Genomic DNA, 12,914 nt, shown 5'->3' on the forward strand with positions numbered 1-12,914 from the left:
GTGCTCAGCTATCCCGAGATCGACCCGGTGGCCATCGCCATCGGCCCGCTCAAGGTCCACTGGTACGGCCTCGCCTACCTCGCCGGCCTAGGCTTCGCCTGGTGGCTCGCGCTCCGGCGCAGCCGCGCGCCGGGTGCGCCGCTCGACCGGCGCCAGGTCGACGACCTCATCTTCTTCGGCGCCCTCGGCGTCGTTCTCGGCGGGCGCATCGGCTACGCGCTCTTCTACGGCGGCGAGCGCCTGGCCGAGGACCCGACCTGGCTCCTTCGCGTCTGGGAGGGGGGCATGGCCTTCCACGGCGGCTTCCTCGGCGTGGTCCTCGCCGGCTGGTTCCTGGCCCGCCGCGAGCAGATTGCCTTCGGCCGCGTGCTCGACTTCGTCGCGCCGCTGGCGCCGCTGGGGCTCGCTCTCGGGCGCCTTGGCAATTTCATCGGCCAGGAACTCTGGGGCCGGCCGGCGGACGTACCCTGGGCCATGGTGTTCCCGAACGATCCGCTGCAGCTTCCCCGGCACCCCTCGCAGCTCTACCAGTTCGCCCTCGAGGGCATGCTCCTGTTCGCGGTGCTGCTCTGGTTCACGCGCCGGCCGCGCCCGACCTGGGCCGCCTCGGGCGTCTTCGCGCTGGGCTATGGCCTCCTGCGCAGCTTCGCCGAGTTCTTCCGCGAGCCGGATGCGCACCTCGGCTTCCAGGCCTTCGGCTGGGTGACCCGCGGCCAGCTGCTCTGCCTGCCCATGATCGCCGTGGGCCTTTTCCTGCTGTGGCTGGCCTACGGCCGCGGCCGCGCGGCGGAGGGCGCGCTCCGATGAAACCCTACCTCGAGCTGCTCCGCGACATCCTCGACAACGGTGTCGAGAAGGGCGACCGCACCGGCACCGGGACTCTCTCGGTCTTCGGGCGCCAGTACCGGCACGACCTGGCCGACGGCTTCCCGCTGCTCACGACCAAGAAGCTGCATTTCCGCAGCATTGCCAATGAGCTTCTCTGGTTCCTCCGCGGCGACACCAACACCCGCTGGCTGAACGACAACGGCGTCAGCATCTGGGACGAGTGGGCGACGGAAGCAGGGGACCTCGGCCCGATCTACGGGGCCCAGTGGACGGCCTGGCCTACGGAGCAGGGCCCGGTGAACCAGGTCGACTACGTGGTCGATACGCTGCGCAACAACCCCGACAGCCGCCGCATTCTCTTCCACGGCTGGAACGTGGGCTACCTGCCGGACGAATCCAGGAGCCCCCAGGAGAACGTGCGCGCCGGGCGCATGGCGCTGCCGCCCTGCCACCTGCTGTACCAGTTCTACGTCGCCGGCGGGCGCCTGTCCTCGCAGCTGTACATCCGCTCGTCGGACAGCTTCCTGGGCCTGCCCTACAATACCGCCAGCCTCGCGCTGCTCACGCACATGCTGGCCCAGCAGTGCGACCTCGAGCCCGGAGAGATCATCGTCACCACCGGGGACTCGCACATCTACCTGAACCACCTCGAGCAGGTGCGCACGCAGCTCGCCCGCGAGCCGCGGCCCCTGCCGACGCTGCATATCGCGCGGCGCCCGCCGACGATCTACGACTACCGCTTCGAGGATTTCGAGGTGCGCGGCTACGATCCGCACCCGCACATCCCGGCGCCGGTGGCCGTCTGATGGCGCGCCTCGCCATGATCGTCGCCGCTGCACAGAATGACGTGATCGGCCGCGACAACGCCCTGCCCTGGCGGCTGCCGGAAGATCTTCGCTATTTCCGCCGGGTCACCATGGGCAAGCCCGTCATCATGGGCCGGCGCACCTTCGACAGCATCGGCCGGCCCCTGCCGGGCCGCTGCAATATCGTGGTCACGACCAACCCGGCCTTCGAGGCCGAGGGCGTGCGCGTCGTCCACGGTCTCGAAGAGGCGCTTGCCGTCGCCGCGGAAGTGGCCGAAGCCGATGGCGTCGAGGAGGTGATGCTCATCGGCGGCGCCCGGCTCTACGCGCTGGCGTTGCCGCGGGTCGAGCGGATCTACCTCACCCGCGTTCACGGCGACATCCCCGGGGACGTCGTCCTGCCGCCCGTGGACTGGGCACAGTTCCGGGAGGTGGCCCGGGAGGAGCACGCGGCCTGCGGGGAGAATCCCTGGGCCTACAGTTTCCTGGTTTACGATCGCGAGGGCGTTACGGATGGAGCTGGGCGTGTGTAGAAACGTAACACTCCCGTTCACACTGCGGCCCATGATCCCCTCCTTTTTGAAGAGGTTTGAAATTGAGAGACGTATCTGCTTAGATTCGACGCTCACACAGAAGACGCTGTCTGTTTCTACTAAAAGCGCAACCGGGTCTCTCCCCCATCAGTTCAGAAACTTATGTTGGCTATAGGAAGCACTATTCCCATGAATACCTATCGACTGAAGAATGTGCTGCTGCCGCTGCTGACCGCTTCCGCCCTGCTGGGTGGTGCCGTCATCGCGCAGTCGGCGACGCTTGAAGAGGTCCTCGACGTCAGCGAGGAAAAGAACGAAGCAGCCCGCCAGTCGCAGGCGAAGATCGACCGCCTTGCGGAAGAGACCCGGGACCTGCTCGAAGACTACAAGGCGGTCAACAAGCAGATTGACGGCCTCAAGGTCTACAACGACCGGCTGCGGCGCCAGATCTCCAACCAGGAGAAGCGCATCGCCGACATCGAGTCGTCCATTGACGAGGTCCAGATCACCCAGCGGCAGATGCCGGCCCTGGTGGTGCGCATGATCGACGGCCTCGAGCAGTTCGTCGAGATGGACGTGCCGTTCAACCTCGACGAGCGCCAGCGGCGCATCGAGTTCCTGCGTGACAACGTCGACCGCTCCGACCTGACCGTCGCCGAGAAATTCCGCCAGGTTCTCGAGGCCTACAACATCGAGCTGCAGTACGGCCGCGGCTTTGAGACCTACAGCGATACGATCGAGCTGAACGGCGTCACCCGCGACGTCGACTTCCTGCGCATCGGCCGCATCGCGCTCGTTTATCAGACCACCGACGGCTCCGAAGCCGGCGTCTGGAACAACGAAACCCGTGCCTGGGACCCGCTCCCGGCCGGTGAATACGGCAATGCCATCCGCAAGGGCGTTCGCATCGCCAAGAAGCAGGCTGCCATCGAACTCCTCAACATGCCCGTCGCTGCACCGGAGGCTGAATAATGGATCTGTTCAACAAGCTGATTACCGCCGTTGCCCTCGGCGGTTTCATCACCGTGGCCGGTGTCGCCAACGCCCAGGATGACGCGGCGGCCGGTGAAGCCCCGGTTGAGCCGGCAGTCGACAAGCGCGCCGAAGCCGCCAAGAGCCTGGAAGAACTCCTCGAGTTCGTGAAGCGCGGCCAGGTCGCCGAGCAGCAGGAGAACCGCGAGCGCGAACAGCGCTTCGCCCGGGACAAGGCCAACCAGGCGCAGCTGCTGAAGGAAGCCGAAGCCGAGCGCGCCCGCCAGGAGCGCATCTCCGCGCAGCTCGAGGACCAGTTTGAAGAGAACGAGCTGCTCATCGCCGACAAGCAGGCCCAGCTCAAGGAGCGCCTCGGCGCCCTCACCGAGCTGTTCGGTCACCTGACCGCCGCCGCCGGCGACCTGAAGTCCAACCTGGAAGTGTCCCTGGTCTCGGCCCAGTACCCGAACCGCGGCGACTTCCTGACCGATCTCATCGACAAGATGAGCACGTCCGATACGCTGCCGAAGATCTCCGAGATCGAGCGCGTCTGGTACGAGATGCTGCGCGAGATCAGCGAGACCGGCAACGTCGTTCGCTTTAACACGGAAGTGGCGACGGCCAGCGGCGAGCGCGCCGAGCGTGAAGTGGTCCGGATCGGCGCCTTCAACGTCGTCGACATGGATGGCAACTACCTGTCCTACAACAACGATCACCTGAGCGTGCTGCCGCGGCAGCCCGGTGGCGGCTACAACAGCTGGGCGAAGGAGCTCGCCAACGCCAGCAGCGGCTTCCACAAGTTCGGTATCGACCCGACCGGCCCGACCGGCGGCTCCTTCCTGGCGGCGATCATCGACAGCCCGACCATCGAGGAGCGCTGGCACCAGGGCGGCTACGTGGGCTACGCGATCACCGCGATCGGTGTCTTCGCACTGCTGCTTGCCATCTTCCGCCTGATCGTGCTCTCGGCCACCAGCGCCAAGGTCAGCAGCCAGCTGAAGAGCTCCAGCGCCAACACCAACAACCCGCTGGGCCGCGTTCTCAAGATTCACGAGGACAACCCGAGCATGGATCCGGAAACCCTGGAGCTTAAGATGGCCGAGGGCGTGATGCGCGAGACGCCGAAGCTCGAGTCCGGCCTCACGCTGCTCAAGATCATCGCCGCCGTCGCCCCGCTCATGGGTCTGCTCGGTACGGTGACGGGTATGATCATCACCTTCCAGGCCATCACCATCTTCGGTGCCGGCGATCCGAAGGCCATGGCCGGCGGTATCTCCAGCGCCCTGGTGACCACGGTACTGGGCCTGCTGGTGGCGATCCCGACGGTGCTCCTGCATACGGTCGTGAACGGCCGCGCCCAGCGCATCATCCATGTGCTGAACGAGCAGGCGACGGGCATCGTCGCCGAGCACTCGGAAGGCGGCAGCAAGGCCTAGGAGGATCACCATGTCGGGAGGATTCTTTGAAACCATTCTCGCCTTCATGGACAAGGGCGGGAACGTGCTCTGGCTGATCGCGATCCTCGTCTTCGTGATGTGGACCCTGATCTTCGAGCGGATCTGGTTCTTCAAGCTCGCCTGGCGCAAGGAGGTCTACCAGGTCATCAGTGCCTGGGAAGGCCGCTCCGAGCGCAAGTCGTGGAACGCGAAGCAGATCCGCATGCGCCTGCTCTCCCAGGCGAAGGAGCACATCAACGCGAACCTCCCCCTCATCACCACCCTGGTGGCCCTTTGCCCCCTGCTGGGGCTGCTGGGCACGGTGACGGGGATGATCGAAGTGTTCAACGTGATGGCGGTCACCGGTGGCGGTGATGCCAAGTCCATGGCGGGTGGCGTCGAGCGCGCCACCATCCCGACCATGGCGGGCATGGTGGCGGCCCTCTCGGGCCTGTTCGCCAACACCTACCTCACGCGGATCGCCAACCGGGAGCAGGAGTACCTGCAGGATCAGCTGACCTCTGACCACTGATCCAGAGCACTCTGATCCCAAGCACAGGGTAAACAGCTAATGCGCAGACTTGGCAAGAACCAGGAAGCGGACGAGCAGGCGGATATCGACCTCACGCCCATGCTGGACGTGGTCTTTATCATGCTCATCTTCTTCATCGTCGTCGCCTCCTTCATCAAGGAGGCGGGGATTGAAGTCAACCGGCCGGACAAGAACCAGTCGGACCCGTCGGACGCGACCAGTATCCTGGTGAACATCCACGCCAACGACCAGATCTGGATGGAAAACCGTCGCGTCGACGCCCGCGCCGTGCGCGCCAATATCCAGCGTCTCCTCGCCTCGGACCCGGAGCAGGCCGTGACGATCAAGGTGGAGAAGGGCGCCACGGCCAACAGCGTCGTCGACGTGGCAGATGCCGCGCGCGAGGCGGGCGCCATGGCGGTGAACTGGGCCAGCGCGGGGAATCGCTGACATGAGCATGAGAGAAGCCGCGGCCAAGAAGGCCGCCGAAGAGGAAGCCGGCCAGATCGACCTGACGCCCATGCTGGACGTCGTGTTCATCATGCTGATCTTCTTCATCGTCACCTCGTCCTTCGTCAAGGAGCCCGGTGTCGAGCTGTTCAAGCCGCAGGCGACGACGCAGGAAGAGTGCCCCCGGGGGACCATCATCTTCGCGGTTGATGGCCGCGGGGATATCCACTACAACAAGAACAAGGTACCGCTGGAGCGGGTGGCCCGCCTCACGGAGGTCGCCAAGAAGGAAGCGCCGCAGGCGAACCTGGTCATCCAGGTCGACCGCGAAACGCCGGCCTTCGTTGTCGAGCAGGTCTATGACGAGGTGCGTCCCCTGCTGACGTCGCCGCCCTGTATTTCAACGGATGACGAGGTATAAGCGAGATGGGCAACAGTCTAGTCAGGTCCCTGGTTGGTGCTTTGGTGGCCGTGCCCGTCGCCCTGGGCCTGTTTTTCCTCATGCAGGCCCTCATCGACCGGGAATACCAGCAGGAAGACGTCAAGAACCGCAAGATCGCCGATATCGTGGTGCCCGAGCGGGAAATCGACATCAATGTGAAGGAAACCAAGCCGGAGAAGGTCGAGGATCCGGAAGAGCCGCCGCCGGAAATGGAGCCGATGGAGGTTGATTTCGATACCGACCTCAACGTGGCGAACGTTGCCCCCGGTGCGAGCGTGGACGTGTCCATCAGCTCCTCGGGGATGTCCGCCGGCGACGGCGAGTATCTGCCCATCGTGAAAGTGGCGCCGATCTACCCGCGGCGGGCACAGACGCGGGGGATCACCGGCTACTGCATCGTCGAGTACACGGTGACCAAGTCCGGCTCCATCCGCGACCCGCGGCCCGTGGACTGCGAGCCCTCGGGTGTCTTCGAGCGCGCCTCCGTCAAGGCCGCGGAGAAGTTCAAGTACAAGCCGCGCGTCGTCGACGGCGAGGCCATCGAGGTGGCCGGGGTCCAGAACAAGTTCACCTATGAGCTGGAGAACTAGGCCGATGAGCAAGGCAAACGTCATCTTCCGCGCCGGGCTGCTGGCCGTACCGGCGCTGGCCCTCCAGGTCGGCCTGACGCAGCTGCAGCAGAGCGCCGGCTACCAGGCCTTCGGCACCGCCGCCGCGCAGGAAGAGAAGGAAGAGCAGGAAACGCGCCGTACCCCGGCGCTCCGCAACAAGGTGTATGAGAAGCTCGCCGAGGCCCAGGCCTTCGCCGAGGAGAAGCAGCTCGGCGAGGCGGCGAAGGTTCTCGACGGTATGCTGAAGCGCTCGAGCGGCAAGAACGAGCTCAACAGCTACGAGCTGGCCAACGTCTACAACCTGTACGCGTTCATCCACTACTCCAACGAAGACTACGACAAGGCCCTGCAGGCCTACGAGAACGTGGTCCGGCAGCCGGAAATTCCGCTGGCCATGGAGATCAACACCCGCTACACCATTGCCCAGCTGTACTTCGTGCAGGAGCGCTGGCGCGAGGGCATTGCCGCCCTCAAGGAGTGGTTCGAGCTCACCGATACGCCGAACGCGAACGCCTACGTGCTGCTGTCCCAGGGCTACTACCAGCTCAAGGACTACGATGAGGCGCTCAGGAACATCGAGACGGCCATCGCCATGTACCGGGACAAGAACAAGATTCCGAAGGAGCAGTGGTTCAACCTCGCCCGTTTCCTGTACATGGAGAAGAACCAGCTCGACAATGCCCAGGCGATGCTCGAGGAACTGCTCTTCTTCTACCCGAAGAAGCAGTACTGGGTGCAGCTCAGCTACATCTACTCCGAGCGGCAGAACGAGTCGCGGCAGCTGGCGGCCATGGAGACGGCCTACGACCTGGACCTGCTGGAGAAGGATGGCGAGTATCGCAACGTCGCCTCCCTGTTTCTGGCGCAGAGTGTCCCCTACAAGGCCGGCAAGGTACTCCGCGAGGGTCTCAAGGAAGAGATCGTCGAGGACAAGTCCAAGAACTGGGAGCTCCTCGCCGGTGCCTGGCGCCAGGCGCAGGAGATCGACTGGGCGATCCCCGCGATGGAGAAGGCCGCGGCCAAGTCCGACTCCGGTGACCTCTACGCGCGCCTCGGCAGCATCTACCTCGACGGCGAGCAGTACGACAAGGCGATCGAGTCGATCAACAAGGGCCTGCAGCGCGGGGGCGTCAAGCGACCGGATAACGCGCGGCTGGTGCTCGGCATGGCGTACTTCAACACCAACCAGTACGAGAAGGCCCGGGATGCCTTCCGGGCGGCCGGGCGCGACGAGCGCTCCAAGCAATACGCCCGCCAATGGATCAAGTACATGAACTCGGAGATCGACCGCCAGAAAAAACTCGCCGAGGGCTGACCCGCTCGGCGCTGGCAGACGGAGCAACAAAAACCGGCGAAACAAAAAAAGGGAGCCTCTAGGCTCCCTTTTTTTCTCCCCGGCGACGCCGCGTCAGAGCGCGACGACGTTCTCGGCCTGGGGACCCTTCTGGCCGTTAGCGACGGTGAACTCGACCTTCTGGCCGTCGCTCAGCGTGCGGAAGCCATCACCCTTGATTGCACTGAAGTGGACGAACACGTCCGGGCCGCCTTCCTGCTCGATGAAGCCGTAGCCCTTGGTCTCGTTAAACCACTTAACGGTGCCGGTTACTGTAGACATACTGAATTACCTTTCTGAAACCCGGTGGCTAGCCCACCGGAAAATCCAATTGAACACTTATGGGTAACGAACCGAGGAACTGGAAGGATCTTCGACCGTGCGCATAAACGTGCCGGGCACCCCGGCATTTTTAGTGTAGCAGTTGATTGTTGCTTCGGCCGCAACATGCAACGGCGAAATGGGAATATTCACATTTCGGGTCCTTGCGCCGTTTCGCCTCCGCTCAGGGGACCGGTAGTACCGTCAGCAGGTTGGTACCGCCCTGCTTCCCGAGGACCTGTCCGCGGGTGAGCAGCAGTTCGTCGCCCCGGCCCAGGTAGCCGCGGGACAGCAGGAACTCGACAGCCCGCTCTTCGACAGCATCCGGGGCCGTACCCGTGAAGGCCGAGGCGTCGAAGTACAGCGGGATGACGCCCCGGCAGAGGCTGAGGCGCTGCAATGTCCGGTCGCGGCTGGAAAGCGCGAAGATCGGCAGCCCGGAACTCAGCCGGGACATGAGCAGCGGCGTGGTGCCCGACTCGGTGAGACAGGCGATGCCGCGGACGCGACGGTAGTGGTTGGCGGCATAGATGGCCGCCATGGCGGTCGTTTCCTGGGCGCTGCCGAACTCGCGCTCGAGGCGGTAGCGCGAAGTCCGCGCCACCGGGTGCCGCTCCGCGCCCATGGCTGCATCGGCCATGGCGCCGACCACCTCGACCGGGTAGCGGCCCACGGCCGTCTCGGCGGAGAGCATCACCGCGTCCGTGCCGTCGAGCACGGCATTGGCCACATCGAAAACCTCCGCGCGGGTCGGCATGGGGCTCTCGATCATCGACTCCATCATCTGGGTGGCCGTGATCACCACCCGGTCGCTCTTGCGGGCGCGGGAGATGAGGTCCTTCTGGATGCCGATCAGCTCGGCGTCGCCGACCTCCACGCCCAGGTCGCCCCGGGCCACCATGATGCCGTCCGATGCCTTCAGGATCGAGTTCAACACCTGCTCGTTGCCGACGACTTCGGCCCGTTCGATCTTGGCCACGAGCGCCGGTGCCAGGCCGCGCTCCTCGAGCAGTTCGCGGGCCAGGCGGATGTCCTCGGTACTTGAGACAAAGGAAACGGCAACGAAGTCGGGCTGTACCGCATCGAGGCTGCGGATGTCGGCGATGTCCTTCCCGGTGAGCGCCGGCGCCGCGATGCCGCCGCCCAGGCGGTTGATGCCCTTGCGCGCCGCCAGCGTGCCGCCGAGTTCGACGGTGCAGTCGATGGCGGACCCGGTGATATCGTCCACCCGCAGGCGCAGCCGGCCGTCATCGAGGAGCAGCGTATCGCCGGGGGCGAGGTACTGCGGCAGTTCCCGGAAGCCATAGCCCACGGCTCGCGCCGTGCCGTCTTCCTCGCCGAGACTGCCGTCGAGGCGGAAACTGTCGCCGCTTTCGAGCGTGACATGGCCGTCGCGGAAGCCGGCGATACGGATCTTCGGCCCCTGCAGGTCGGCCAGGATACCCACGTAGCGGCCGGCGCGACGCGCTTCCTCGCGCACCCGCCGGGCCACCTCGGCGTGGTGCCCCGGGGTGCCGTGGCTGAAATTCAGGCGGAAGACATCGACGCCGGCGCGGACGAGGCGGCCGAGCATGGCCTCGCTTTCGCTCCCGGGGCCGATGGTAGCAACGATCTTGGTTCGGCGATGGACGGGCTGGGTCACTGGCTCCCCTGGAGATAGGCGCGGGCGCGGTCCGGGAAATCCGTGAACAGGCCGTCGACGCCCAGCCGGTCCACGAAGAGCGCAAGAAGCGCGTCGAAGCTGTCGATGCCTGCGGGCAGGGCGTCGCTGCGGAAGGTGTAGGGATGCACGAGCAGCCCGGCGCCGTGCGCGCGTTCCACCAGGCCCGTGACGATCGCCTTGCCGCCCGCATCGCGCCCGCGGTAGAGCTGCCCGATCCAGGGGCCGATCCCGGCCGCATAACGGGCCACCTCGGCGAGCCCCTCGTCGGTGATCAGCCGCTCGTAGTCCACGCCCGGCACTTCGCCCCAGTCGTTCTCGGCGATCAGCTGGATGCGCGGCAGCGGCGAGCGGAATTCGTCTGCCAGGCGCCGGAGCGTCGCCGGATCGAAACTCTGCAGGAACACGGGGCTTTCCGCCGTGTGGTAGCCCGCGGCGTCGAGCACCCGCAGCACGGCGGCGGGCAGGTCCCTGCCCTCGGCCCGGTGGAAATGGTCGCCCTTGAGTTCGAGGTAGAGGCCGGCGCGCCGGTCCCGGCTGCGGTTCAGGCCGTCGATGAGGGCAATTTCCTCGGCGAGGGTGGGAACGGTGAAAAGGGGACGATCGGCGGGGAAGCGCTGCGGAAAGGCCGGTTCGCCGTCGGCGCCGCGGCGCTCGCCGGCCGCCAGGGTGCGGATCTCCGCCAGGGTGAAGTCGATCGCGTACCAGTGGCCGTCGGCGCGCGCCCGGTTCGGAAAGCGCCGCGCCACATCCGTCGTGCCGTCGAGATGTATGTCGTGGAGAACGATCGGCACACCGTCGGCAGTGAGCACCACGTCCTGCTCGATGTAGTCCGCGCCCATGCCGTGCGCCAGCGCCTTCGCCGCGAGCGTGTGCTCCGGCAGGTACCCGCTGGCGCCCCGGTGGGCGATGACCAGGGGATCAGCCACGGCGGCTGCGCCCGCTGCCGCCAGCAGGAGGGCGAGCGCCGGAAGAAGCCCGGGGATCGCGGCGGGACGGAAGAACGGCTGCCACCGCGTCACCGATGGCCTACTTCTTTACCTGCATCTTGATGGTCTTCTCCGTCGCCGGACCGTAGGGCGGCAGCATCCCGCCGATTTTCGCCACGTTGAGCTTCGACTGGCGGTAGATGGACTTGGCGTGGCTGAACGTGCGGAAGCCCGCCTCGCCGTGGTAGGCGCCCATGCCGGCGGGGCCGACCCCGCCGAAGGGCAGCTCTTCCTGCATGACGTGCATGATCACGTCGTTGATGCAGGCACCGCCGGACGTCGTTCGGGTCAGCACTGCTTCCTCCTCGGCCGGGTCGGTGCCGAAGTAGTAGGCCGCGAGCGGGCGCGGCTGGCTGTTCACGTAGCGGATGGTTTCCTCGAAGTCCCCGTAGGTCCGGATCGGCAGGAGCGGGCCGAAGATCTCCTCTTCCATGACCTTGCTGCCCTCCGGCGGCTCGGGGATCAGCGTCGGCGGGAGCTTGCGGCTGCCGGCCTGGGCCCCGAAGTCCTCGTCGGCCGGATTCAGGGCGATGACCCGCGCGCCGCGCTCGGCGAGCTCGTCGAGGTAGCCGGAAAGGCGCTGGTGGTGCCGGTCGTTGACGATCGCGGTGTACTCCGGGTTGCCCAGGAGCTTCGGGTACATGCGCTTCACCGCGTCCGCGGCGGCGCTGATCACGTCCTCGAGCTTTTCTTCCGGTACCAGCAGGTAGTCCGGGGCGAGGCAGATCTGGCCCGCGTTCAGTGTCTTGCCGAGCATGACCCGCTCAAGGGCGACCTCGAGGTCCGCGCTCCGGGAGATGATCACCGGGGACTTGCCGCCGAGCTCCAGGGTCACGGGCACGAGGTTTCGTGCCGCGGCGGTCATGATGTGCCGGGCCACGGAGGTCGCGCCGGTGAACAGCAGGTGGTCGAAGGGCAGGGCGGAAAAGGCCTGGCCCACCTCCGGGCCGCCGGTGAACAGGGCGACTTCCTTCGGCTCGAAGGCCTCGGCGACCATCTCCGCCATGACCTCGGAGGTTGCCGGGGTGAACTCCGAGGGCTTGATCATGGCCCGGTTGCCGGCAGCGAGGATGCCCGCCAGCGGGCCGAAGGTGAGGTTCACCGGGAAGTTCCAGGGGGAGATCACGCCGACCACGCCCAGGGGCTGGTACTCGATGCGCGAGCGGCCGCCGAGCAGGTTCAGCGGGAAGTTGGTCGGCCGCTTCTCGCCCCGCATCCACTGGCGCAGGTGCTTCTTCGCGTGCTTGAGGGGCTGCACCGAGGCGGCCACGTCCGTGAGCAGGGTGACCTGCCGGGCGCGGCAGCTGAAGTCGCTGTCCAGGGCCTCGCAGAGCCGGTCCTGGTGCTTGAGAACGGCGTCCATGGCGCGATCGATACGGTCGATGCGGGTTTCGGCGCTCACCGCCCCCTCGCGGAGGAAGTCCTCGCGCTGGGCCTCGAGGGTTTCCTGCATGCGGGTCTCGGTGTCGCCGGCCTGGCTGACGGTCTGCGGTGCGTTCATGGGGTGCTCCTCGCCGGAGGCGGTTGCTGTCTTTATGGTTCGTGGGCCATCCAGTATATGAGGGCGCAGGCACAAATGCTAAGGACGCCGCTTGCGCAGCCCGGGTGGAGTTGCTAGAACACCGGCCATGGCCAAGGAGCCCCCCAGCCCCGACCCCCGCACGCCGTCGCCGCCCTTCGGCTACTCGCGCACCTGTCCCTACGACCGCGACAAGCAGGTGGCGATCGTCGCCGAGTTCCACGCGCACCGGATCCGTCCCGCCCGCATCGCCTACCGGGTCGGCATCGACATCGCCTTCATCGAGGCGCTGATCGCCGGTGAGGAAGAGCCCGAACGTTTTCCCGCCCTCGTGGCGCACTACCGCCGGCAGCGCTACCGCGACCGCCTCCGCGCCAGCGAGGCCCAGCGGGGGACCGCGCGCTACGAACGCCAGCAGCGGGCGGCCCGCGAGTTCGAGGAAGAGACCGGCCTCTAGCTGTGGTTAAATGGCGCTCTTGCCT

Annotated in this window: 15 protein-coding genes; 11 read left to right on the forward strand and 4 right to left on the reverse strand. The window is 66.2% G+C overall.

Features of this window, described 5'->3' with window-relative positions:
• From lgt to ACX93N_RS05565, 10 genes are all read left to right on the forward strand, one after another.
• The gene (gene lgt / locus ACX93N_RS05520) at positions 1-807 is read left to right on the forward strand and encodes a prolipoprotein diacylglyceryl transferase (RefSeq protein WP_459427401.1); all 807 of its coding nucleotides are present in this window, start codon (positions 1-3) and stop codon (positions 805-807) included.
• A complete protein-coding gene (locus tag ACX93N_RS05525; protein WP_459427402.1) occupies positions 804-1,634 on the forward strand; it encodes a thymidylate synthase in 831 nt (276 codons plus the stop codon). The genes lgt and ACX93N_RS05525 overlap by 4 nt, the downstream gene beginning before the upstream one ends.
• Positions 1,634-2,167, forward strand: coding sequence for a dihydrofolate reductase (locus ACX93N_RS05530; RefSeq protein ID WP_459427403.1), 534 nt, complete (start codon positions 1,634-1,636; stop codon positions 2,165-2,167). The genes ACX93N_RS05525 and ACX93N_RS05530 overlap by 1 nt, the downstream gene beginning before the upstream one ends.
• Before the next feature lie 189 nt (positions 2,168-2,356).
• Entirely contained in the window at positions 2,357-3,139 is a 783-nt protein-coding gene (locus ACX93N_RS05535) for a DUF3450 domain-containing protein (RefSeq protein ID WP_459427404.1), read from the forward strand.
• Positions 3,139-4,575: a MotA/TolQ/ExbB proton channel family protein gene (locus ACX93N_RS05540; protein WP_459427405.1), complete on the forward strand. Its 1,437-nt coding sequence runs from the start codon at positions 3,139-3,141 to the stop codon at positions 4,573-4,575. Before ACX93N_RS05535 ends, ACX93N_RS05540 begins: the two co-directional genes overlap by 1 nt.
• Positions 4,576-4,585: 10 nt before the next feature.
• Complete coding sequence (locus ACX93N_RS05545) at positions 4,586-5,107, forward strand: MotA/TolQ/ExbB proton channel family protein (protein WP_459427406.1); 522 nt, start codon at positions 4,586-4,588, stop codon at positions 5,105-5,107.
• Positions 5,108-5,146: 39 nt separating this feature from the next.
• A complete protein-coding gene (locus tag ACX93N_RS05550; protein ID WP_459427407.1) occupies positions 5,147-5,557 on the forward strand; it encodes an ExbD/TolR family protein in 411 nt (136 codons plus the stop codon).
• Between the two features lies 1 nt (position 5,558).
• Positions 5,559-5,978 carry an ExbD/TolR family protein gene (locus ACX93N_RS05555; RefSeq protein ID WP_350038178.1) on the forward strand — a complete coding sequence of 140 codons (420 nt, stop codon included), beginning with the start codon at positions 5,559-5,561 and terminating at the stop codon, positions 5,976-5,978.
• A 5-nt stretch (positions 5,979-5,983) separates the two neighbouring features.
• A complete protein-coding gene (locus ACX93N_RS05560; RefSeq protein WP_459427408.1) occupies positions 5,984-6,589 on the forward strand; it encodes an energy transducer TonB in 606 nt (201 codons plus the stop codon).
• A gap of 4 nt (positions 6,590-6,593) precedes the next feature.
• Entirely contained in the window at positions 6,594-7,925 is a 1,332-nt protein-coding gene (locus ACX93N_RS05565) for a tetratricopeptide repeat protein (RefSeq protein ID WP_459427409.1), read from the forward strand.
• A 93-nt stretch (positions 7,926-8,018) separates the two neighbouring features.
• Here ACX93N_RS05565 and ACX93N_RS05570 read toward each other — a convergent pair whose 3' ends face one another.
• From ACX93N_RS05570 to ACX93N_RS05585, 4 genes are all read right to left on the reverse strand, one after another.
• The gene (locus tag ACX93N_RS05570) at positions 8,019-8,225 is read right to left on the reverse strand and encodes a cold-shock protein (RefSeq protein ID WP_459427410.1); all 207 of its coding nucleotides are present in this window, start codon (positions 8,223-8,225) and stop codon (positions 8,019-8,021) included.
• A 223-nt stretch (positions 8,226-8,448) separates the two neighbouring features.
• Positions 8,449-9,906, reverse strand: a complete 1,458-nt coding sequence (gene pyk / locus ACX93N_RS05575) for a pyruvate kinase (protein WP_459427411.1) — start codon at positions 9,904-9,906, stop codon at positions 8,449-8,451.
• The gene (gene glpQ, locus ACX93N_RS05580; protein WP_459427412.1) at positions 9,903-10,946 is read right to left on the reverse strand and encodes a glycerophosphodiester phosphodiesterase; all 1,044 of its coding nucleotides are present in this window, start codon (positions 10,944-10,946) and stop codon (positions 9,903-9,905) included. The genes pyk and glpQ overlap by 4 nt, the downstream gene beginning before the upstream one ends.
• A 7-nt stretch (positions 10,947-10,953) precedes the next feature.
• Positions 10,954-12,414: a coniferyl aldehyde dehydrogenase gene (locus ACX93N_RS05585; RefSeq protein ID WP_459427413.1), complete on the reverse strand. Its 1,461-nt coding sequence runs from the start codon at positions 12,412-12,414 to the stop codon at positions 10,954-10,956.
• A 127-nt stretch (positions 12,415-12,541) separates the two neighbouring features.
• Between ACX93N_RS05585 and ACX93N_RS05590 the strand changes: the two genes are divergently transcribed.
• A complete protein-coding gene (locus ACX93N_RS05590) occupies positions 12,542-12,889 on the forward strand; it encodes a hypothetical protein (RefSeq protein ID WP_459427414.1) in 348 nt (115 codons plus the stop codon).
• Positions 12,890-12,914 lie beyond the last annotated feature (25 nt).

It is taken from the genome of Pseudohaliea sp. (assembly GCF_054552115.1).

Excerpts from the sequence above, each read along its gene's own strand:
- ACX93N_RS05525 (WP_459427402.1), top strand. The coding sequence starts at position 804 with ATGAAACCCTACCTCGAGCTGCTCCGCGACATCCTCGACAACGGTGTC.
- ACX93N_RS05530 (WP_459427403.1), top strand. The coding sequence starts at position 1,634 with ATGGCGCGCCTCGCCATGATCGTCGCCGCTGCACAGAATGACGTGATC.
- ACX93N_RS05535 (WP_459427404.1), top strand. The coding sequence starts at position 2,357 with ATGAATACCTATCGACTGAAGAATGTGCTGCTGCCGCTGCTGACCGCT.
- ACX93N_RS05540 (WP_459427405.1), top strand. The coding sequence starts at position 3,139 with ATGGATCTGTTCAACAAGCTGATTACCGCCGTTGCCCTCGGCGGTTTC.
- ACX93N_RS05545 (WP_459427406.1), top strand. The coding sequence starts at position 4,586 with ATGTCGGGAGGATTCTTTGAAACCATTCTCGCCTTCATGGACAAGGGC.
- ACX93N_RS05550 (WP_459427407.1), top strand. The coding sequence starts at position 5,147 with ATGCGCAGACTTGGCAAGAACCAGGAAGCGGACGAGCAGGCGGATATC.
- ACX93N_RS05555 (WP_350038178.1), top strand. The coding sequence starts at position 5,559 with ATGAGCATGAGAGAAGCCGCGGCCAAGAAGGCCGCCGAAGAGGAAGCC.
- ACX93N_RS05560 (WP_459427408.1), top strand. The coding sequence starts at position 5,984 with ATGGGCAACAGTCTAGTCAGGTCCCTGGTTGGTGCTTTGGTGGCCGTG.
- ACX93N_RS05565 (WP_459427409.1), top strand. The coding sequence starts at position 6,594 with ATGAGCAAGGCAAACGTCATCTTCCGCGCCGGGCTGCTGGCCGTACCG.
- ACX93N_RS05570 (WP_459427410.1), bottom strand. The coding sequence starts at position 8,225 with ATGTCTACAGTAACCGGCACCGTTAAGTGGTTTAACGAGACCAAGGGC.
- ACX93N_RS05585 (WP_459427413.1), bottom strand. The coding sequence starts at position 12,414 with ATGAACGCACCGCAGACCGTCAGCCAGGCCGGCGACACCGAGACCCGC.
- ACX93N_RS05590 (WP_459427414.1), top strand. The coding sequence starts at position 12,542 with ATGGCCAAGGAGCCCCCCAGCCCCGACCCCCGCACGCCGTCGCCGCCC.